Genomic DNA, 22,218 nt, shown 5'->3' with positions numbered 1-22,218 from the left:
ATTCCAGTTATGGCTTTGTAGAAACCATATTTTTTTTTATTTGAAGACAGGTTTTTTTTGGATTTTTTTTTGTAATAAAAAAAATTTGTAAGTTTTAAGTTGTGTTTTCCAGTTTTCACTTGAAATTACTCTTGCATATTTTTAAATACGGTTGCTAAAGTATTTATAATGATAAAGGGGAATAATATTATTATGATTCGCAAAATCTATTATTCCCCTGTTCATATTGGGGTTTCAAAGCAGTTAAATCTTTCGGATTTTGGTTTTAAAAATTCTAATATTCAATGTTTAAAAAGATTTTTAAACAAGAATAGCAAATTTAAAGAAAATAAACTGGTGGAATTCATTGAAAGGACATACTATTATGTTAAAATAGCGATAAACAAGTATTCTAATGCCTTTTCAAACCATTTATATTCACAACATACTTTATTCACGATATTAGCAATGAAAATTTACACAAAATCAACATATCGTGAAATCACTGATGTTATTGATGTATCGGACGTAATTAAGAGATATTTGAGAATAAAAAAGGTTCCACACTTTACAACAATCCAAAAATTCTTCAAACGATTACCTTCAGAACAAATTAGGGAAATTAACCAATTAATACTATTATTAAACGATATTAAAGCAGATATAATAGCATTAGACGGCTCTGGTTTTACGAATGATTATGCAGACAAATATTATGCAAAAATACGGCAAAAAGAAAGAAAAAGCTACATAAAAAACCATTTAACAATAGACGTGAAAACACGTCTTATTTTATATTATCAAACTTCGCGCGGACCAAAATATGATACACAATTTGCAAAACCTGCATTAAGACAAATCAAAAAATATAAACCAGATTACATAGTAGCAGACAAAGCATATGACACAGAACCAATAAGAAAATGCATAAATGAAGAACTCAAAGCATTTGACCAAATACCCCTCAAAAAAAGAGCAAAAAAAGGACAATACAGACTAAAAAGCCCAACAATATTCCGACACAAAATATACAAAAAAAGAAACAACATAGAAAGCATATTTTCAACAATAAAAAGAAAATTCAATGGCACAAACCACAGCAGAAGCACACAACTATCAAACAAAGAAACCAAACTCAAAAACACAATATACAACATCTACAGAACAACACAAATCAACTAAAAAAAGGGTTTCTACAAAGCCCCAGTTATTATTCATGTGGAACAATCATTGATGATTCTAACAATAAAGAAGAGAATAAAAAAAATTACGAATCTGAAGAGAATAAAAAAAAATCACAAAAATGTTAGAAAAAAATGTTTTTTAAACTGGTATTAAAAGTTCTGCCGCTACCATTCGGCAAATATCCGTTTTGGTAATTACTCCCACTGGTTTATCATCGTCAAGTACCAATAAACCAGATATGTCTGCCCTTAACATAAGGTTTGCTGCATCTTCAATACCATCATTAGCAGAAATGGTGATGACTTCCTTGGACATTATATCCGTGATCTGGAGTGAAACTGCATCTTTGGCTGAAGGTTTGATAGTTCCCAGAACTCCAATAAGATCTGAATAAGAAACTACACCCAACGGTTCACCATTATCATCCATAACAAAAAGTCTCCGCACCCCTTCCTTGTACATCTTTTGAAAGGCTTCTGGTGGACGGGTACTGGAAGTGATGGTTATAACATCCTGGTTCATTGCCTCTTTAACTTTCATTTTTTCACCATTTGACAGAATATTACTAATTAGATAATTACTCTTAATTTATCCATCATTTTTAATTATGTTTACTATGCATTACATTATTGGTAAAGTTTAGTATGTAGAAGTTCAGTTACAAATTAATTTGAGGAAAGATATTCTTTAAAAAAACATTAATATTTTAAAAAATTAAGTTATTAAATTATCGTCGAAGAGAACACGAAATAACTTAATTAAATATAACTAATAAATCCTTGGTGAATACTACGTCTGATGAAATTAGATAATTCCCCCGAAAATCAATAGTATGCAAATTTAGTATGAAATAGTTTTTAAAAAAATTTCCCTAATTCAGCTTGAAAATGATCTAATTTTAATATTATTCCATTAAAAAAGATCAGGACAACAATAAGGATTATTAAATTAAATTTTCAGGCATGATAACTATTTTAAAGTCAAAAAACTCCTCATAACCAGCGGATAGACTCCAAACGGATTTAAGGCCTAAAATCAGGGAGGCAGAGTATGAAGTTATTAAGTTATGCTAAGGTTTATATATCAAGATTTTTATATAAAACTAAAAAGTTTATGTTTTACTCTTAAAAATTGTTGACCATGAACAATATTTAAAGTATTCTGCAACATTTAAATACTATAAAACTGTAATATAATATTAAAAAAATCCGGAGGGAATAAATTGATGAGAATAAGCATGTCATTACCCAAAAAGTTGTTAAACGAATTCGATGAAGTATTAAAAGATAGAGGATACCAATCCCGATCCAAAGGCATCAGAGACGCATTAAAAGATTATATCGTCAGATACCAGTGGATGAAAGAAATGGAAGGGGACCGTATCGGAATTATCGCCGTGATCTACGACCACCACTATACCGGAGTAATGGAAGACCTTACTGACATCCAGCACGACTTCCGAGAATACATCAACGCTGTTATGCACGTGCACATGACTGAAAAACACTGCCTGGAAGTAGTAGTTGTTAAAGGAGACGTTAAATACATCCGAGACCTCACCGAAAAAATCATGAGACTCAAAGGAGTAGAACACGTTAAACTAACCAGTACTGCCAGCGGACAAAATTAATCCATAAATAATAATATAATTCCAAACCAAGATTAACAGGATGAAAATCACATCCTATCAACAGAACTTGCTCTCAGACAGTGAACGACTGACAGCATTTCACCAAGTAATAAGTGAGAAATCCAAGGGTATTATTTACGATCTGGGGACTGGTTCAGGAGTACTCAGCTCCTGGGCTGCTCCACTGTCTCGTTTTGTCTATGCCGTAGAAAAAGATCCATTAACGGCCCAGATAGCCCAAAAAAATCTAAGCCAATTTAAAAACGTTTCCCTAATGGTAAACGATGCAAAATCTATTTTTTTCCCTGAGAAAGCAGATATTATAATCTGTGAAATGATGGACACCGCCCTGATCGATGAGGACCAGGTCCCAGTAATTAATTCTGTAAGAGAATATCTGAAAAAAGATGGGGATATCATCCCCTGTGGAGTGTTTAACGGAGTGGAAGCTGTAAACACAAACATTAACCATCCCTGTTACCAGGAGGAAGAGACTCCACACACTGAATTAATGAGCAAACTAATTATATATGATAAAATTGATTTTAAAAAATATATTGAACCTGAAATTGATTACGATATCATTATACCGGTTAAAAATGAAGGAACAGTTTCAGCTATCAAAATCACTACTTTCACTCTTTTAACACCTGACTTTATCTGCGGACCAACACCCATGATGAATCCTCCTCTTCTAATCCCCACTAACCATTTGAAGGTTAAAGGGGGAGAGAATATTATTCTAAAATTAAAATATATCATGGGAGGTGGGTTAGATACAATTAGAGCGTCATTTGAAGCATTTTCTTAATAAAGCAGAGAAAATAGTGATACTGGGAATTGGTAATGAAATAAGGGGGGATGATGGTCTGGGATCGGTTCTGGCCCAGGAATTGTCCAACCTCGAAGACAACAATATCACTATTTTTGATGGGAAAACTGTACCTGAAAATTTCACAGGTGCCATAAAAAGAGAAAATCCCAGCCATATAATCATTTTAGATGCCGTGGAAATGGATGAACCCCCCGGACATGTGAAACTGGTGTTTAAAGAAGAAATTGCCAATTACAGCATATCCACCCATGCCATGCCCCTATCATTCCTCATTAATTATCTTGAAACAACCACTTCTGCCAAGATTATGTTAATGGGGATACAGCCCAAAAATATGGATTTAATTGACAAAATATCTCCTGAAATTCAGGAAAGCCTAAATAAGGTTTTAGAGTTATTTAAATATACTCTAGAAAATTTTAAGATATCCAATTCAAGATAAATTAGTGATAATAAGATAAATAGTGAAATGATAATGAGTTAAAAAAATCCTATATTAAATTTATTTTGATATCCAGAACCCTATATTTTCAATAATTCTGTGTTTAAATAGTTCATAATACTAACCGAACCATTGTAATATTTTAATCGAAGATCTGGATGAAAGGTTGATATATAAAAAGTAATATAAACAAAATTTTATTAAGCACAATCAAATAATCATAACAATCTAAACTAGAAAACACTTAACCTTATTACTTCCTTAATTAAGTCATTACATTCAATAACTCTATTATACAAACATTATTAAGTAAAAAATAGGCTATAAAATGAAGTTACTGTTTATTGGGGCACGTCTATTTGATGATGTGGCTCTTTATACTAAAAATAATGGAATAACCACTGTTCTCACAGAATCCAACCCTGAATCATCAAATTTGAGTCTGGCGGATTCCCATTATATTGTCCCCCGTGGTATGGATCAACCTAAAGATATTGCTATTAAAGAAGATGTGGATGGAGTAGTTCCCCTTATAGGGATTGATGGCCCTCTTATTGATGTGGCTTTGCTTAAGGAGGAGTTGGAACGAGATTATGGTTTACCTGTAGTAGCATCACCCCCTGCTGCCGTTTCAATATCAGGAGATAAAATTAAGACCAAAAAATTTCTGGTGGAGAACAATATAAAAACCCCAGAATATAGCATAATCAAATCAAATCAAACAGAGTTGAACGAGTTCCCCATGGTTCTTAAACAGGCTCAGGGACAGGGTGGGAAAGATATTAAAATTGCATTATCCAGTGAAGATGTGCACACCTACCTGGAAAACTATGACCGTGCCCTGGCGGAAAGGTTCCTAGAGGGGGTTGAAATATCTGTGGAAATCTTAAGGTGGAAAGGAAAATCCATCCCTCTGGTCCCTGTATACAAAGGCAGAACCACCCTCGAATGTATTCATCCCCTTCATAAATTAAAGAAAGCACCACTCACTTTAAATGATGACCATGGCAGTAGTGAAATTCAGGATGCCATCAGAAAGATTGCTCAGGATATTGGTGAACTAATGGGTGTTGAGGGTACATCCGACCTGGATCTCATACTGAATAAAGAAGACAGTGCAACTTATGTTTTAGAAATAAACACCCGCCCTAGCGGCACCCGTTACCTTACCACAGCCTCCTGTGACATAAATCCATTATGGGAAATGGTGGAAATGGCCACTGGTTCCTGGAATGCCCGTAATGTGGCTAAACGGATGAAGAACTATTTCGCCCTGGAAATACCTGTAGGGGATTATACGAGCGCTAGGAACAACTACCAGTTCCGAGAATTCCAGGCAGATAATGACTGGATAATTCACGGCCCTGAAAACCATCAAAGAATAACGATCAGGGGTAAAGATGAAGAAGATGCCTTTAAAACTGCGGAAAATCTAGATATTGAGTTTGGTAAACTCTAATATTCCATAATAAATTAAGGGTTAGAAATCAGTATGGATCAAGATTTTTCTGATGTTTTAAGGACTTATAAATTACCACAAATTGGGGCTAAGATATATTTCAATCCATGAAAAACTTAAAATAAATAGACTGCTTAAATACAAGTAATCTTTAAAAAGAGATATTCATAATAAAGATATTCAAATATCAATTTACAATCTGATGAATTCACAGCCATAGTTTATTAGTTAAATGAATCATTTACTGAAATTCATGCATATTTCGTTATTATAAGGTGGTACATTGAGCATAGTAGAGACACTGATTTTAGCATTTATTCTAACCGTTTTAGCAACGATATTCTTCACTTACTTCGTACGTAAGATATTGAAGGATGCCGATGTAACTGACAGCCCCATAGTAACTGAACACAAACATAAAACCGGAACCCCCACCATGGGAGGTTTGGCCATGCTTCTGGGTGCAGCACTGGCTGCATCAGTCTATTTTAATGAAAAAAACCTGGTACTAACCGTGCTGATAATGTTAAGTGCAGGTTTAGTGGGATTACTGGATGATCTTCTAGGATTGAAGATCAAGGAAGTGCAGAAGGTAGCACGTAACATCACCACCCAACCCCTAAACATTGGCAGACTGACCCTTAATCCGGGTGAAGAAGCGCGGGTTGCAACACCAAAAGCTAAAGAAGATCTTCCAAAGTTATTAGGCAATGGCAAAGTCGAAATTACCGGTGCAACTCCCATAAAAACCGAAGGAAAAGAAAGAAATAAAATAATTGCCCAAATAGTTCTTGGAATTTTCCTGGCAGCCACCGGTGCAGTGAGCAGTACTGTTTTAGGATTTGAAGCAGGGATCTTCATAATCCCCCTGGTGATCTTCGGAGTAATCGGTTCCATTAACTCCGTAAACCTCATCGATGGAATGGATGGTCTAGCAGCAGGCATACTAACCATTGCATCAGCTTCCTGTGCTATTTTTTCACTGATCAACGGTAATCCTAATGCGACCATTCCTTTCGGAGTTTTAACCGGAGTATCTCTTGGTTTCCTGGTTTTCAACCATTACCCTGCTAGTATTATCATGGGGGACACCGGATCCTTTGCCTTGGGAGCCGGATACATAACTGCTGGTTTCCTAGGGGACGTTATCTACTTTGCAGTTATCGCCCTGGCCATACCGATTATCTCAGTGGTGGTCAGTCTCATGCATCGCTCCCATATTATAAAATTACCTGTTGAACCATTACACCATACTTTACATTACAAGGGCCTCTCTGAGAAAAAGATAATAGCTCTTTACTGGTCAATCACATTTATAATATGCTTAGCAGCTATTTTAGTCTACCAATTCATGTGGTAGCCATATTTTAAAATTTACTCAATAACCCATATATGCCAATAAATTTAGGACTAGGAAAATTAATATGCATTTAACATAATGGGATAAATCTAAAGGACAGGAATAGGATAATGAAAGAACTCACCACCCTTAAACTCGCTCAAAAGTGTCAGGGAAAGTTAATTGGTATTAATCAAATTGTGAATGGTAAATTTAACATCTTGAAGGATGCTGGAAAAGGAGATATGGTAGTCCGCCACTGGATTGATGAAACTGGTGTGGAGATAGCCTCGCGTAATGGTGCTTCCTGCATTATAACCCAGAATACACGTGGGAATGCCCTTCAGATAGCTGAAAAATTCAAAATTCCCATTATTTTAACTGAAAGGATTGAATTGATCAATGCCTTAGCCATTCGCTGGGCTCTTGAGACCTATGCCCCAAATACCCTTAGAATAGTGGTAACTGGGACTAACGGTAAATCCACAACCACCCATATGATCCATACTATTCTTAAAGAAGCAGGTTACACTGCCCACACCAATACTGATTCAGAATCAGAGTTCAACACCCTAATAGATCCCATGGTAGCCAAGCAGATTGCAGAGTTTGAGGGAGATTTAGAGGCCGTTGTTTTGGAGGTTTCTGAGGTGCAAGGATGGGATGATAGGAACATGGAGGATCATGCCCATCTTATGACCAGGGCCATCCAGCCCCAGGTAGTGGTTCTCACTAACGTGGCCCTGGACCACATTGGGCTGGTTAATTCACTGGAAGAAGCATCCCGCGAAATTTCAAGTGCATTAAAGGGATTCAAAGGAGATTGTGTTGTTTTAAATCATGATGATCCATTAATAAGGGATATGCAGAGTATGGTTCCATCAACTTCAAAAGTTGTATTCTATGGTTCCAGAACCAACGTTGAATTTAGGAAAGAAGGAATATTTTTCCAAGGAAAACTGCTTATCCCCCTGGAAGACCTACCATTTAAGAGCCCACATTTCATCCAGAACACTCTAGCCGCGGTTAGTACGGCCCTGGCCCTTAAAATCACGCCAGAAGTTATTCGAAGAGCTGTGTCATCATACCAACCATTAAAACGCAGGTTCACTGTGCTGGGTACTGATCCTTTGATCATTGATGATTTTGCCCATAATCCTGAGGGTATTAAAGCCACCATAAAAAGTGCTGCTGGTTTAGCATCAGGAAAATTTCACCTGGTCTGTGCCATTAGAGGTTCCAGAGGTGAATCCCTTAACCAATTAAATGCCCAGGCTGTTGCTAAGTCCATTAAAGAGGTGAAATATAACTTGATAATAACCAGTAGTCAAGATGTGGTGGATAATGCTAACTGGGTTAAACCCTCTGAGAAAAAGGTATTTATAGAGGTACTGCAAAAGGAAGGAATTAATTACATCCATTATGACACCCTGATTGAAGCATTAAAAAAGGCTTTAAAATCAGCGAAAAATAATGAAACCATACTACTTATTGGTGCCCAAGGTATGGACCCCGCATCAGATGTTTTACAGAATATAACTTAAGAATAGTCCTGATATTTTAGTTAATGGTATTATAACTTGGGATGTTAAAAAATTAAAACATTGCTGATAAACGATCAGATAATAATCCCATACTTGAAATTCCCCAATATTTAATCACGTACCTATACATTTTATCAAAATAATTGATTATCATTCATTATGCCTTCTTAAGTCACATCATTTAACTTGAAAAATGATGTAGATTTATCCAAATTCCATTCATCTTATTAATAAATTATAAATGAATTTATTAAGGTTAAATAATAAAAATAGCCTTGATAACTTCCTGTAAGACTAAAAATCAAAAACATTAACTAATAGTCCAGATTAACCTTCTGATTAATTACAGTGTTTAATTCAAGGATTTTACATTAAACATTTACTGAACCTCAATTAAGATTTGAAAAAAAATGATCTTATCGTAAAAGCTGAAATTTTAGAGAGATAATACAAGTTAAAATCTGATGATTAGACATGTTAACTGGTATAACTGTATTATAATAAACTGGTGTTAAATAAAATGAGTACTGATATGGATAAGCATTCATCTGAGGTTGATAAGATTCCTCAAAAGAGAATGAAAACCTATGGAGTCATTGGTGTATGTGGAGTTGTGGGAAACCTGGTTGCCAGGGTTCTGATGGACCATGGTCATCAAGTAATATGTACAGACATCCACAGTTCGGATAATTGCCCCTTCCTTTATACTCTGAATGGTTATAATACCCAAATCTGTCTGAATGAACATCCGGAATCCTTTTTTAAATCATCAGATTATATCATCCCACCCCCCAGCCTCAAAAGATCTTCGAAGTTGTTCCAGAAAATAGAAGACAGCCCTGCGCAACTGATGGAGGTGGATGATCTTATACTGGAGATCACCCCCAATAAACCAGTGATTTGTATAACTGGAACCAATGGTAAAACAACCACCACCACTCTACTAAAGCATTTCTGTTACAACGCAGGATTTAAACCCACCGAACATGGATTCATGACTCTCCAGGGGAATGTGGATTACATACCCCCATTACAGTGCAGGTTGGATGGGGATGTTGCTGTGGTAGAAACCGGAACTGAAGGGAATAAGGGAGATTTGAAGTTCATATTAGACCGTTGTCATCCTTCCTGTGGTTTGATAACCAATATAAATCCAGATCACTTGAACCACAACCAGGACTTCATGCATTATCGCCTTATCAAAGGTGAATTATTAGAAGAGCTTAGGGGAAGAACTGTGGTGATTAATGGAGATGATCCTGCAGTATGGGGACTGGTATCCAATAAGAATTATGACGGGAAAGTAGTAAGCTTTGGAGTTGACCATCCTCCTCAGGGTAAAAGTAAAAAAGAATGCTGTTGTGGAAGAGAAATCGATCTAAATGAAACAATCTCAGGAGTAGGGTATTACCTCTGTGAATGTGGTTTGAAACGTCCGATTCCAAATTATTTAGCCACCAATGTAGAGGGTAATAGTTTCATCCTGGAAACTGATAACAATAAAATTGAAATGGAAATGAGCATCACAGGATTACACAATGTCTACAATGCCCTGGGAGCCATTGCTACCGGGCATGAAATATTAAAAATACCTCTTGAAGATATTAAAAAATATCTTAAAACATTTAAAGGAGTTCCAGGACGTTTAGAATACATTCACAAGGATAAAGATATGAACTTAATTGTAGATTATGCTCACAATCCTTCAGGAGTTGAAACAGTACTCAGAGAACTTAATAAAACCTATGATAAATTAGCAGTGGTAATAACCATTTCATCAGAATCTGGAGAAACTGGAGATTTGGATATTATAGAAAGAACCATTGATTACGCGGATTTTATTATACCAGCATCCTATTATTCCAGACTGGCTTCAGAAAAATTTATTTCATCAGGGAAGATCATATTACCCCCAGTTGAACCTGAGAAATTCCGTGATGGCACCTTGGGAGCCACTGCTGAACAGGTAATTGAAGGCCTTAAAAAAGGATTAAGATGTGATGCGGATGCACTAGTATGCATTGGCGAAGCTGCCGTTAAATATAAAGAAAATATAAAAATTTTTGTAAATTCAGAGGATATTAACAGATTCAAAAGATAATTTATGAGATTATTGAATACAGGTGAAAAACATGTTCATTAAGGTAAGAAGAGATACCCTGATAATTCTAATGTTGGCATTTATTCTTATCACATCTGGAAGACTGATGTCATACATGTCCTACGCTTCTTCAACAGAATCAGAACAGGGTATTCCCATTGCAGGGGTTATAGTGAAAGGGAATGATATTGTTCCCACAGATTCCATCCGGACCAACATTGCCAATGTTGGTTTTAGAACTGGTAGTTATATCCAGGGAGATACTCTTATAACCAGTAAACGAAAGGTCCCCTTGAATGAAGCTCTGGAAAATGCCCGTCAGGCAGCCATGCTTTCCACAGTTCCGGGAACAAAAGCAACTCCCATTAAAGCGGTTGATGTGAAACTGGATAAACAAACTGGTATATTGACGGTTAACGTTATCGAAGATTTTTCTACTGTAGAGATAAATCAGGTTGGCTGAAATTGAGCTTGAGGAAAATGGTAAAAATAATTTTAAGGTGAAACCGAGATGATTCAGAACAATTTACAGAGAATTCTGGTGCTTCTGGTAACCCTGGTGTTACTGGTTAACACCTCAGCCGCAACCTGTAACATGGTGATTATCACCGACCCCACTGGAACAGACCCCAATGGAGCAGCAGCAGGTAGTATGTCCTTTGCAGATAACATGTTCCAATCAACATTCATCATGTCCAAAGAGAAACATTTCACCGTTCTCTCTGGAGGTGAAGGAAATGAAACTCCTCGACTGGCAGCCATTGTAGAAACTATTAAACGACTTAATAATGGTGCAACAGCATCCGAAGCTGCCAGTGCAGCCAGTAGTTACTCAGGCATAAGGGTAATGACCGGAGGACCCACCATTGGGGCTGCAGTAGGAGGATCCTTTGATGTTTATGTTGTTTCAGTTGCTGGTGACGGAACCATAACCGCCACTCCAGCTTCTGGAGGACTGGCCACACTTCCCGCAGGACAGAAAGGAGCCATTATACACCTACGTAACACTCATGGTAACCCCCAGTACGGGACTGCTGAAACTGTGCGTCAGGAAACTGCAATCATGATTGGTAAAATGATTCGTGACGGTTACCCTGCCACTGAGATTTTAGGTGCGGCATTTGAGGAAGTGGCTAAGGATTCAGGTGAAAAATATGGTGGAGGGGGAAATAACCTGGTATCTTCCATTACCAGTGGTGATATGTTCACTCCTTCCAAACTAAACACCACCGGTTACCCTATGGATGAACCCTATTCTAAAGAATGTCCTGTAGATGGCTGGAGCATTGCATACCCAGCAGCAGAGAACTATCAGACCTGTCCCTACGATGGCACCGCACTAAAAACTGTTTACGCCTATGAGGCTCTGGCGAACAAAATAACGGTCACCAGTAACAGCACCACTGTATCTGTGTACGGAACTGATGCTCCTGGTGTTTATGAAACAACCCAAGAAATTGTCCAGTATTCCGTTAAGAAAACCGGCTACAACAGTGCAACCATCGCCAAGTCCATAAACAATGCCATTGATAATGGTCTTTTAGTGGGAGTGAATTACATCGAACCCAAAGACATAAACATAGTGGAAAACACACGTTCCGTGGGAGTTTACTTCAAACCCCTACCAGACCACCGAACTTCACCACCATGGAACCTGCCAATAAGCACATCCATACTGGACATTGTGGGAAGTATACAAACTGCAATTGGACTGATACTAATAATTCTAGTTCTATTCAGAAGCACACTAATCAGTTCATTCCTTAAAAAAAGGCGATAACCCATGACCATTGTACTTATTCGTGCTGAAAACCAGACAAAAATCCTTAACAGTCTGGCAGATATTGAAAGACACGCCGGACTTAAGATTAACGGAACCCCGAGGATTATTGACAATAATCTAGCCGATAAATATGCTAAAAGCATAATGAAAGACAGATTAAGGTCAAAATCTAAAATTGCAGTTTTAGTATCTGTAAAGGAAGATGCTACCCTTAGTATTCTCCAGATTAGAAAGATACACCCCCCTGCACATTTAGTGGTTATAAGCGAAGAATACCGTCAGTGGGAAGAGATTAAGAAAATATTCAACACTCTCCCCCCACTCAAAGGATATTACTCTTCCAAGAAGAAAACAAACAGTGCAAAAAATCCTCCATCGCATAAATAAGATTATAAATGAAAGGAAGATATTTTTGTTTAGAATTATTTTTTTTAAATCCTTCTATTTTTTATACTGTCTTATTTTTAACTGACTATTATATGAAGAAAAAACTACCAGTAAAAATAAAATTTACTTAGATTTGGGGAGATTTTAGTCATGAAAAAATATGGTTAGACGAATAAAAAAATAAAAAAAAATGAATGATAAAAGTCTTTCAACCCTTTTTGATCCTTGCTATATCACCAATAGTAGCTCTTCGTATATGGGCAGCATTCTGGTCATCCATTTGTGCCTGTTCTGTTTTTTCCAGGAGAGTTACCTTTAAGATTCTTTCCAGTTTCCTCGCCAGTTTCAGATCAGGAACCATTTTCCCTGATTCAAGACGGTGTATCACTGAAACCTTTTCATATATTTTTTCACCAAGATCTTCACGGGACCAACCCTTTTTCTCACGGGCTTCCCTTATAACAGTCTGGTAGTCCTCAATAACCTCATGTGTTGGTTCCTGAGATCTATATGATCGTCTTCTACCTGCCGGAGCCCTGCTTCCAGGGCCACGTTGTGGTTTTGGGGGTTCTCTCTGTACTTTACCAAATTTTGAACAATCATTACAGGTTAACATAATTGAATTTTCGATTTTCGTTCTAATTGGCTTTCCAATAACCTTTTTTCCGCATATCTCACATCTCATGCTGATCCCTTTAGTTTTAATTGGTAATCTTTATAGTTTAATTGGTATATATTTGAATACCTCAATACTTAAATATTATTAGAGACAATAAACCCAATAAATAATATCAATATAAGCTGATATTATTCTTCACCAACCTAATGAGGAGTGAACTTGTAAGATGGAAAAAACATCCCAAAACATCTTAAAAAAGATAGAAGACCTAAAAAAAGAGATAAAAATCCTGAAAGAGGATAACGCCAAAACTAAGAGAAATTTGATGTGGAAGGTCAGGAAACTGGAAAAAGACAAGCTCCTGATTGAAAACGAGAAGATGAGACTGGACCGTGAAGTGAAATCCCTACGTGGGGAAATCGAAAGGTTTAGATCACCACCACTGGTAATTGCAACTGTAACTGAAGTTTTAGATGAGGGGAAAGTTGTGGTAAAAAGCAGTACCGGACCCCACTTTGTAATTGGTTATTCTCGTTTCTTAGATGAAAAGTCACTGGAACCCGGAGCCAGAGTGGCCCTTAACCAGCAGACATTCAGCATCGTCAGTGTTTTACCATCTGAAAAAGATCCACTCGTAACTGGTATGGAAGTTGAAGAAAAACCAAATGTAAGTTACGAACAGATCGGCGGACTCGAAGAACAGATCGTGGAGATCAAGGAGACCGTTGAATTACCACTTAAAAAACCAGAGCTATTCACCGATATCGGAATAGAACCACCAAAAGGAGTGCTCCTCTACGGGCCTCCAGGTACTGGTAAAACTTTACTGGCTAAAGCCGTGGCCCATGAAACCAATGCTACCTTCATTAAAATCGTGGCCTCTGAATTCGTGAAGAAATATATTGGAGAAGGAGCCCGCCTGGTGCGTGGTGTATTTGAACTGGCCAAGGAAAAAGCCCCAAGCATAATATTCATAGACGAAATAGACGCCATTGCAGCTAAAAGACTTAAAAGTTCCACCAGCGGTGATCGTGAGGTTCAAAGAACCCTAATGCAGCTTTTAGCAGAAATGGATGGGTTTGAGGGAAGGGGAGATGTGGGAATAGTTGCTGCCACCAACCGACCTGACATACTGGACCCTGCTCTACTCCGTCCCGGAAGGTTCGACCGTTTCATCGAAGTGCCCATACCCAACGAGGATGGTAGGAGAGAAATACTTAAGATCCACACTAAAAACATGAATTTAGAAGAAGATGTGGACGTTGAACTCGTCTCCAGCCTCAGTGAAGGTGCATCCGGAGCAGATCTTAAAGCAATCTGTACCGAGGCAGGTATGTTCGCCATAAGGGAGGAAAGACCCATTGTGGTTATGAACGACTTCCTGGATGCAGTGGATAAGATCATCGGCATGGAACGTGACGAGGAAATGCGAAAAGAAGCTGGAGTGATGTACGGATAAAGTTCCATTTTTAGGAACTTATATCCATTTATTCCTTCTTTTTAGTATCAGAAAAGTTCAGCACCTAGTAAAAATATTTTTCTGGACTACATACAAATTAAATCTCCCTATTTACTTTTTCTAAATTTAATATTCAAAATTGGATTCATTTGAAAGTTTATTCCCCCCCCCAGAAATCATAAAATAACATAATTTTGTTTTATTTTCACAGATAATTTTTATAATAATAATCAACAGCAGGATAAATATTGAGATTGAATTAAGTTATTGGTTAATAATAATTAGGGGATTGTTAGGAAATGTTCTGTCCGAAATGTGGAACTCAAAACCAAAAAAATGCCCAATTTTGTGAAAGTTGTGGCTATAGAATGGATTCGGGTGTTGAAAAACCTGTAAAAAGACCGTATGCACAAAATTCATCTGGACACTCATCGAATGATAAGAATCCAGTTTCAGGTACTGTTTTTATTTTGATAGGTGTGATTATCCTGCTTGTATCTGTTTTTGGAGCATACATTATATTTGGAACAGACGTGTTTGCCCAGGAAGCCATTTCAGAGGAGGGTGCTGTTAATATTGTGAACAATATTGTGAACAATACCACCAACAATTATCCAGGGGAGGCCAAAAATTTTGTGGTCAGTAAACCAACGAAGGTTAAACAAAATGGGAAAACCGTATGGCAAGTTCCTGTGAAATACATTGGGACAAATCCAAATATTGCCAGCGTATTCAATGGAAAAAGTGTTTTTATACCAACAAGAGGTACCAAAGATGCCAATGGTCAGATTCAGGTCACATTAACTTTGCCCAATGGTGCCACCATAGATATTTCCAGCAATACCCAGGGTGTTGGCACTATTGTGATAGTAACACCTGGAGTTTTACCTGAAGCACCACCCACAACTGAAACAACGACTGCAACTGAAACAGCGACTCAGACCCCAACTCAAGGCACAGAGACGAAATCAAGTTCTGCCCACAAAGAAACTGGTATTGATTATGATGTAGATGGTGATGGAACCACTGAAGACTGGGAGTTAGTATATTAACTGAATTTGGATAATGGTATAATTCCTCCCCTGCCAATGGAATGTATACTAATTTCACTTAAGGGGAGGATAATATCTATCCTATAAATTTTATTAATCCAAAAATTAGATTATAAATAAAATCTTTTGATTGGGCGGGTTAATCCAATAATAAAGGTAAGGTGTAAATGAGAAATAAAAAAGATTAATAAATAGTTTAAAATCACTGCAGTCCCTTGATTTCTATGTATAATTAACTTTAAGGAGGTACTTGAGCATGTTCTGTACGAATTGTGGAACTGAAAACCTTGAAAATGCCCAGTATTGTCAAAATTGCGGTAAAATATTAAATAACACTGAAGACCAATCATTTGATTATTATGATGCAAAAAAACCTTCTATTTTGATTGTAATTTTGGGATACATATTAGCTATTTTAGGTGGACTTTTTGGGATTTTAATTGGTTTGTATTTATTATCTAAAGATAACCCCAGCTCAAAGTTTCACGGTCGGAACATAGTTATCATAGCGGGCATAAGCATGATTTTAGGACTTATATTGACGCTGTTATAATAAAATATAACAAATAATCATACCTTCAAAAAGAGAGTAATTTAATATTAATAGGAGTGTATAAAAAAATGGTTTTTTGCACCAATTGTGGTAATAAAAATGGGGATAGTGCAGTTTACTGTTCTAATTGTGGTCAGAAATTGCAAAAAATATCAGATGATCAAAACGAAACTCTAAAATCTCAGAGTCAAAGCGAACCACAAGTTTCCCATGGTGAAAACGAATTACTTCAGGAAATGATTAACGTTACATGGAAATCTGGTCTTACCAACCGGAAAACTCTCTACTTCACTGATAAAAACCTCTACGTTGCTGAAGGATCTTTTTTAACTGGTGGAATGGGATTTGCATTCGGAGGAATTATAGGCCATTATGTGGAAAAAAAGAGCCTTTCTGACAGAGAAAAAGCAGCTCGTACCATGAACTTCAAGGAAATGGCAGCTAGAAATTCAAATGTAATTACCATACCGTATAATGAAATAATAAACGTAGTAATGGGGAAAAAAAGAATGCTTTTAGCCCCTTCAATAAAAGTTGAGACCACCTCCGCTGATTACACTTTTATAGTTATGGATTACAACAAATACAAACAATTCCAACAGAGTATACCCCTCATTCTAGGCGATAAAGTGATTGTTGAATGAACCATATTAAATAAGAAATATTGGAATATAAATTATTGCATGAAAATGAAGGAAAAATAAAAGGAAAATATTTACTATTTAGCGCCATAGACCTCTGCTGCCCAGTTTATACTTGATAATATAGTTTTGCTATTACAATCTCCTATTTGTGGGTCTGCTGTTTTAAATGTGAATTCCATGTTTATATTAATTAATTTTTTCATTGAAAGAATATAAAACTAATAAAAAATAAACATTAAATTAGTATACAAGCCAATGATGAACCCTATGAGCTCTGAACTGATGATGACTGATGGGCGAGCTGAGGCTTACATTAATTTCTTATCGATTTTTCAACTACTTAGTTACCTAAAATTTCCTTTAAAAGAAATCCCATAAAAAAAATATTTTTAACCAGATTCTGATTGAGTCTGACATCTGGAAAAGACCTCACCAATGAGAAGTTCCACCTCACCAAACACCATCTTCCCATTCAATTCATCTATTTCCGGGCGCATCACAATCACCACCGGCACCTCCAAGTCTAGTGCCGCCTGGATCTTGGACATGGTCCCCCCGCTTGGACCACTTTCCTTGGTTAACACTACTTTTATCTGGAATTCTTCCATAAGAATGCCATTGAAGCGGCGGGAAAAGGTTCCCTCCATGGCCAATATATTAACATAAGGTATGCCCAGTTCCAGAGACTTCCTTACTGAATAAACCATTGGAAGTACTCTGGCCACAATCAGATCTGGAGATATTACCTTGGTAAGATGATGGAGAGTGTTCACCCCTGCCAGGTGTAAAACTTTACCCTTTGAAGAAATTTTACCCTTTGGAGACACATTACCAGTTAAAGGATTTTCCTCCTTAAGACTGTCATTTATATTAAGAATCTCCCGGACAACTACGGCAGCCTCTTCAAAAGAATTAACCTGATGAATGAGTTGGCTATCTGGAATTAAAGTAGAAGGTCTTTCAAAACGAATATAATCAACACCCTCAACATCTGAAGCTTTAATAGCGTTTTTAGTGGCTGTTGATGCAAAAGGGTGGGTGGCGTCAATTAAAAGTTCAATATCATTTTCCTTTATGATATTTGCCAGTTTTTCATCATCAAAGAATCCTTCCATAACTTGTTTTGCCCCGGAACTTTTTGCCAGCTCCACCCCATGAGGTGTGGTGGCAGTGGCTAGAACACTGATCCCTCCGGCCATTGAAAGATCGGTGATGATCTTCCGGGCATCACTGGTTCCTGCCATTACCAACACATTCATATTTAACCTCTAAACCTGGATTCTTTTAATTTTAGAATATTTACCTGATTTTATAAATTTCTGGACTCTACTCAAAGGAATAAAACACCCTGAATGGATTGATTCATTTAAGGAACTTTCCAACCAGCCAGTCACTGATGAATATGGTACAGGAAATCAGCAGGACTAAAACCCAGTCAAATGCACCGAGTGAAGTGGTGCGGAAGATTCCCTGGAGGAATGGTAAATATATTACTCCCAGTTGTAGCAGGAATGAAGCCCCTACTGCTATGAAGAGGAATTTGTTGGAGAATCCTCCATCAGAACGGCAGTTGAACACGTTGAATATTTGGTACATTACAAAGACTGTGAAAGCCATGGTCATGGCCTTGGTTAAGTCGGCACCACCAGATAACAGGTAATAATACAGGGCCAGTGTACCTAAAGTCATGACCACCCCGGCCACTACTATTTTAATTAGGTTTTTCCGGGGAATGATTTCCTCCTTGAGGGGTGGGCGTTCCATAACACCCTTTTCAGGTGGTTCCACACCTAAAGACTGGGCTGGAGGTCCGTCCATAATGATGTTTATCCACAAAACCTGGATAGGGTTAAAGGGAATTGGCAGTCCCATTACCGAGGCTGAGGTTATGGTTAGTATGGCTCCAATGTTGGTGGAAAGCTGGAATCGAACAAACCTGCGAATGTTATCAAATATGGTACGACCTTCACCCACTGCCTTGACTATGGTGGCGAAGTTATCATCCTGAAGGAGCATGTCTGAGGATTCCTTAGCTACATCAGTACCACTTCCCATGGCCACACCAATAGCAGCTTTTTTGAGGGCAGGGGCATCGTTTACCCCATCTCCAGTCATAGAGGCAACATGTCCCTTTTTCTTTAAAGTTTCCACAATTCTGACCTTCTGTTCTGGGAACACACGGGCGTACACACTGACATCATCCACCAGGTTTTCAAATTCCTGATCACTGAGCTGGTCTAGATCACTGCCAGTGAGTGCAACGATTTCACCTTCAGTAATACCTATTTCACGGGCTATGGCCACCGCAGTATCCTTGTGATCTCCAGTGATCATCACTACCTTTATGCCTGCCTTTTTAGCCTGGGCAATGGCTTGTTTGGCTTCTTCCCTTGGTGGGTCCATCATGCCCACCAATCCCACGAATATGAGGTCTTTTTCCAGTGCCTCTTTATCTTCCAAATCTTCGTCAGGACCCAGTTTGCGGTAGGCAAATCCAAGAACACGGAGTGCGTTTCCAGTCATTGCCTTAAGGTCTCTCATTGCATTATCCACGTCTTCAGGTTTGATGGAAAAAACTCCTTTATCCCCCTTTATCTGGGAACATTTTTGGAGAAGAACCTCGGGTGCTCCTTTTATCAGGATGTATCTGTCCGCACCTATCTGATTGACTGTGGTCATCCTTTTTCGTGTGCTGTCTAATGGTATCTCCAGTAAACGGGGATATTTTTCCTCCAGTTCCTTCCGGTTGTGACCATTTTCATCAGCATAGAGTAAGAGTGATGCATCGGTGGGATCTCCTAAGAGTTTCCCCTCTGATTGAGTGGCATTGTTACAGAGGGCAGATATGGTGTAAACCATTTCTGGGTCATTTACACGGACGTCCCTAACTGTCATCTGGTTCAGGGTTAGTGTTCCGGTTTTATCAGTACAGATCACATTACATGAGCCCAGTGTTTCTACTGCCAGTAATTTTCGGACAATGGCATTACTTTTAGCCATTCTCTGCATTCCCAGGGCCAGAGTTAGTGTTAAAATAGCGGGAAGCCCTTCGGGAACCGCGGCCACTGCGAGGGAAACCGCAGTCATGAATGTTTCCACCAGAGGTATTCCCTGCAGGTACTCCAGTACAAACACCACTGAACAGACTAAAACTGCCAATAACCCCAAAGTCTTACCGAGACCAGCTATTTTTTGTTGTAGGGGAGTTTGTTCTTCTTCTCCCTGAATCATCTCCGCGATTTTACCAATCTCGGTGTCCATACCAATCTCTACAACTACACCTTTCCCACGGCCAGATGCAACATTAGTCTCCATGAAGGCCATGTTCTCCGTGCCGTGATCATCAGTGGATAGGGTGTTGGGATGTTTTTCAACTGGTAGGGATTCTCCAGTCATGCTTGATTCATCCACCAGAAGATCGTAGCTTTCAATTATCCTGAGATCAGCCGGTACTTTATCCCCTTCCTCTAAAAGGACAATATCTCCAGGGGTGAGTTCTCCTGCCGGTACCTTCTTCTCCTGACCATCCCTCAAAACCACCGCTTCTGTGGAAATAAGGCCTTTAAGCTTTTCCATTGCTTTTTCAGCACGGTATTCCTGGATGAATCCGACCACTGCATTTATAAACACCACGATAAGTATTACAATTGCATCGAGGGTGTCTCCAACGAAATATGCTGCAACAGCGGCGATAAGCAGGATCACTATGAGTATGTCCTTGAACTGCCCCAGGAATATCTGGATGGGTCCGGCCTTTTTTTCCTCAACCAGTTCGTTTTTACCATGTTCTGATATACGTTTTTGAACTTCAGAACTGCTTAAACCATTAATACTTGTATTAAGGGTTTTTAAAGTTTCATCTGCACTTAATTTTTTCCATTTCATGGGAAATGCACCTAAACATCTAATATAAAATTAATATTATTTTTTTAGTATTATGATTTATAATGTTAAGTTTATTATTTTATGCAATAATTTGGACTTGAACTGAACATTATATTTTATTAGTTCTACCTTTATAAACTCTATTTAAAAGATTTTTTATAAAAAACTGCTTTTTTAAAATTAACTAGATTCATTTTCTCTTTAGTATTGATAGAATCCGTGGAAAGGGGTTTAATGATTAAATCAGCCCCTGTTTCTCTAGAAAGGTTCTCCAGATAAGGGTGTAATTCTTCAGGGGGTCTTATGGAATAGATAAGTCCGGCATCCTTATATATTTTTAAGTCAGGTTGTCTAATATCATCTAGGATGATCCAATCATGGTAAGGTTTAATATCAGTTAAAATAATATCCCCTTTAAGATGCTTCTTTAACTTACATCCCACTTCGGGGAAGCGTCCCACTGCCACTTCCACAATACGGGAAGATTGGGAATAATGTTTTATAATGTATTCTGTAAAGTCACTCCACATTTTTTATCACTTCAAAATGGAGAATTTCATGATAATAAGAGAGTTCAAACGTCCAGATCTAAAGAGAGTCCTGGAAATTGAATTATCATCCTTTAATGACCCTTACCCAGCCAATGTTCTGGTGGATATTTACAATTTAGGGGCTGGTTTTCTAGTGGCTCAGGAAGATAATATTGTGGTGGGGTATATTATATTTTGGATCAGATTTGAAGATGAAGGTCATATCATTTCCATCGCTGTAGACCAAAAATACCATAGAAGGAAAATTGGATCCCAGCTGGTGGGGACAGCACTGGAAATCTTCAAAAAATATAATGTAAAAAACATTCACCTTGAAGTAAGGAAGGGAAATCGTAAAGCTCGTAAATTTTATAGAAAATTAGGTTTTATTGAAAAAACTCCTTTAATTGATTATTATGAGGATGGGGAAGATGCGGTAATTATGGAAAAGTTAATGGAAGATTTTGATGATTTAACCGCCGCTTAAAAAAATTCCTAAAAACATAAAAAATCCAGATATAAAGAACCCCGATATTGATACCAGATCCAATATGAAGTCATCATATACTGGTTGAGTTTTAGAATTTTTAAACATTTTATCCCATGTGGGTAATTTGAATAAATAATCAGTTACATATCATAGACTAGCCAAATCATATCTAGAATAAAGATACATCAGATTGTGAAATTCATAATGATAAAATACTAGAACTGGCATATTAATTGAGAAGCATTGAATCTAAATAAATTAGCGTAAAATTAGTCTTACCCATTTTAGCCAAAATTGGAAAT

At 37.6% G+C, this 22,218-nt stretch carries 21 protein-coding genes; 16 read left to right on the top strand and 5 right to left on the bottom strand.

Annotation, left to right across the window (positions count from 1 at the left end; all coding sequences use genetic code 11):
• Positions 1-192 precede the first annotated feature (192 nt).
• Positions 193-1,161, top strand: a complete 969-nt coding sequence (locus tag BK009_RS12580; protein WP_236950998.1) for a transposase — start codon at positions 193-195, stop codon at positions 1,159-1,161.
• Between the two features lie 141 nt (positions 1,162-1,302).
• On the opposite strand, the gene BK009_RS00475 is transcribed toward BK009_RS12580, so the two are convergent.
• Entirely contained in the window at positions 1,303-1,704 is a 402-nt protein-coding gene (locus BK009_RS00475) for a CBS domain-containing protein (RefSeq protein WP_100904686.1), read from the bottom strand.
• Positions 1,705-2,389: 685 nt separating this feature from the next.
• Here BK009_RS00475 and nikR point away from each other — a divergent pair.
• From nikR to BK009_RS00425, 10 genes are all read left to right on the top strand, one after another.
• Positions 2,390-2,794 (top strand): nickel-responsive transcriptional regulator NikR, encoded by a 405-nt coding sequence (nikR, locus tag BK009_RS00470; RefSeq protein WP_008516387.1) that lies wholly within the window; start codon positions 2,390-2,392, stop codon positions 2,792-2,794.
• 40 nt (positions 2,795-2,834) lie between these two features.
• A complete protein-coding gene (locus tag BK009_RS00465; protein WP_100904687.1) occupies positions 2,835-3,605 on the top strand; it encodes a 50S ribosomal protein L11 methyltransferase in 771 nt (256 codons plus the stop codon).
• On the top strand, positions 3,589-4,071 hold the full coding sequence (hycI, locus tag BK009_RS00460) for a hydrogenase maturation peptidase HycI (protein WP_100907546.1): 483 nt from the start codon (positions 3,589-3,591) through the stop codon (positions 4,069-4,071). The genes BK009_RS00465 and hycI overlap by 17 nt, the downstream gene beginning before the upstream one ends.
• 328 nt (positions 4,072-4,399) lie before the next feature.
• Positions 4,400-5,530 carry an ATP-grasp domain-containing protein gene (locus BK009_RS00455; protein ID WP_100907545.1) on the top strand — a complete coding sequence of 377 codons (1,131 nt, stop codon included), beginning with the start codon at positions 4,400-4,402 and terminating at the stop codon, positions 5,528-5,530.
• A 283-nt stretch (positions 5,531-5,813) separates the two neighbouring features.
• The gene (locus BK009_RS00450) at positions 5,814-6,890 is read left to right on the top strand and encodes a glycosyltransferase family 4 protein (RefSeq protein ID WP_100904690.1); all 1,077 of its coding nucleotides are present in this window, start codon (positions 5,814-5,816) and stop codon (positions 6,888-6,890) included.
• A 110-nt stretch (positions 6,891-7,000) separates the two neighbouring features.
• A complete protein-coding gene (locus tag BK009_RS00445; protein ID WP_100908747.1) occupies positions 7,001-8,413 on the top strand; it encodes a Mur ligase family protein in 1,413 nt (470 codons plus the stop codon).
• A gap of 520 nt (positions 8,414-8,933) precedes the next feature.
• A complete protein-coding gene (locus BK009_RS00440) occupies positions 8,934-10,514 on the top strand; it encodes a Mur ligase family protein (RefSeq protein WP_232727981.1) in 1,581 nt (526 codons plus the stop codon).
• 31 nt (positions 10,515-10,545) lie between these two features.
• Entirely contained in the window at positions 10,546-10,977 is a 432-nt protein-coding gene (locus tag BK009_RS00435; RefSeq protein ID WP_100904692.1) for a hypothetical protein, read from the top strand.
• Positions 10,978-11,073: 96 nt separating this feature from the next.
• Entirely contained in the window at positions 11,074-12,294 is a 1,221-nt protein-coding gene (locus BK009_RS00430; RefSeq protein ID WP_198517227.1) for a hypothetical protein, read from the top strand.
• Positions 12,295-12,297: 3 nt separating this feature from the next.
• Entirely contained in the window at positions 12,298-12,684 is a 387-nt protein-coding gene (locus tag BK009_RS00425) for a DUF356 domain-containing protein (protein ID WP_100907543.1), read from the top strand.
• A gap of 208 nt (positions 12,685-12,892) precedes the next feature.
• On the opposite strand, the gene BK009_RS00420 is transcribed toward BK009_RS00425, so the two are convergent.
• The gene (locus BK009_RS00420) at positions 12,893-13,369 is read right to left on the bottom strand and encodes a multiprotein bridging factor aMBF1 (protein ID WP_100904694.1); all 477 of its coding nucleotides are present in this window, start codon (positions 13,367-13,369) and stop codon (positions 12,893-12,895) included.
• 160 nt (positions 13,370-13,529) lie between these two features.
• Between BK009_RS00420 and BK009_RS00415 the strand changes: the two genes are divergently transcribed.
• The 4 genes from BK009_RS00415 (at position 13,530) to BK009_RS00400 (ending at position 17,011) form a co-directional block, all read left to right on the top strand.
• Complete coding sequence (locus tag BK009_RS00415) at positions 13,530-14,762, top strand: proteasome-activating nucleotidase (protein ID WP_100904695.1); 1,233 nt, start codon at positions 13,530-13,532, stop codon at positions 14,760-14,762.
• A gap of 299 nt (positions 14,763-15,061) precedes the next feature.
• On the top strand, positions 15,062-15,814 hold the full coding sequence (locus tag BK009_RS00410) for a zinc-ribbon domain-containing protein (RefSeq protein ID WP_100904697.1): 753 nt from the start codon (positions 15,062-15,064) through the stop codon (positions 15,812-15,814).
• A 256-nt stretch (positions 15,815-16,070) separates the two neighbouring features.
• A complete protein-coding gene (locus tag BK009_RS00405; RefSeq protein WP_100904698.1) occupies positions 16,071-16,367 on the top strand; it encodes a zinc-ribbon domain-containing protein in 297 nt (98 codons plus the stop codon).
• A gap of 68 nt (positions 16,368-16,435) precedes the next feature.
• On the top strand, positions 16,436-17,011 hold the full coding sequence (locus BK009_RS00400; RefSeq protein WP_100907542.1) for a zinc ribbon domain-containing protein: 576 nt from the start codon (positions 16,436-16,438) through the stop codon (positions 17,009-17,011).
• 389 nt (positions 17,012-17,400) lie between these two features.
• Here the strand turns inward: BK009_RS00400 and BK009_RS00395 are convergent, their stop codons facing one another.
• The 3 genes from BK009_RS00395 to BK009_RS00385 all read right to left on the bottom strand — a co-directional run bounded on the left by BK009_RS00395 (position 17,401) and on the right by BK009_RS00385 (position 21,426).
• Positions 17,401-18,270 (bottom strand): precorrin-6A/cobalt-precorrin-6A reductase, encoded by an 870-nt coding sequence (locus BK009_RS00395; protein WP_100907541.1) that lies wholly within the window; start codon positions 18,268-18,270, stop codon positions 17,401-17,403.
• A gap of 103 nt (positions 18,271-18,373) precedes the next feature.
• The gene (locus BK009_RS00390) at positions 18,374-20,896 is read right to left on the bottom strand and encodes a calcium-transporting P-type ATPase, PMR1-type (protein WP_100907540.1); all 2,523 of its coding nucleotides are present in this window, start codon (positions 20,894-20,896) and stop codon (positions 18,374-18,376) included.
• Between the two features lie 140 nt (positions 20,897-21,036).
• Complete coding sequence (locus BK009_RS00385; protein ID WP_100904703.1) at positions 21,037-21,426, bottom strand: UPF0146 family protein; 390 nt, start codon at positions 21,424-21,426, stop codon at positions 21,037-21,039.
• A gap of 28 nt (positions 21,427-21,454) precedes the next feature.
• Between BK009_RS00385 and rimI the strand changes: the two genes are divergently transcribed.
• Positions 21,455-21,913: a ribosomal protein S18-alanine N-acetyltransferase gene (rimI, locus tag BK009_RS00380; RefSeq protein WP_100904704.1), complete on the top strand. Its 459-nt coding sequence runs from the start codon at positions 21,455-21,457 to the stop codon at positions 21,911-21,913.
• Positions 21,914-22,218: the final 305 nt, after the last annotated feature.

Source organism: Methanobacterium subterraneum (genome assembly GCF_002813695.1).
Classification (GTDB): Archaea; Methanobacteriota; Methanobacteria; order Methanobacteriales; family Methanobacteriaceae; genus Methanobacterium; species Methanobacterium subterraneum.
Note: the sequence above shows the minus strand (reverse complement) of the source record. Positions and strands in the feature narration are given on the sequence as shown.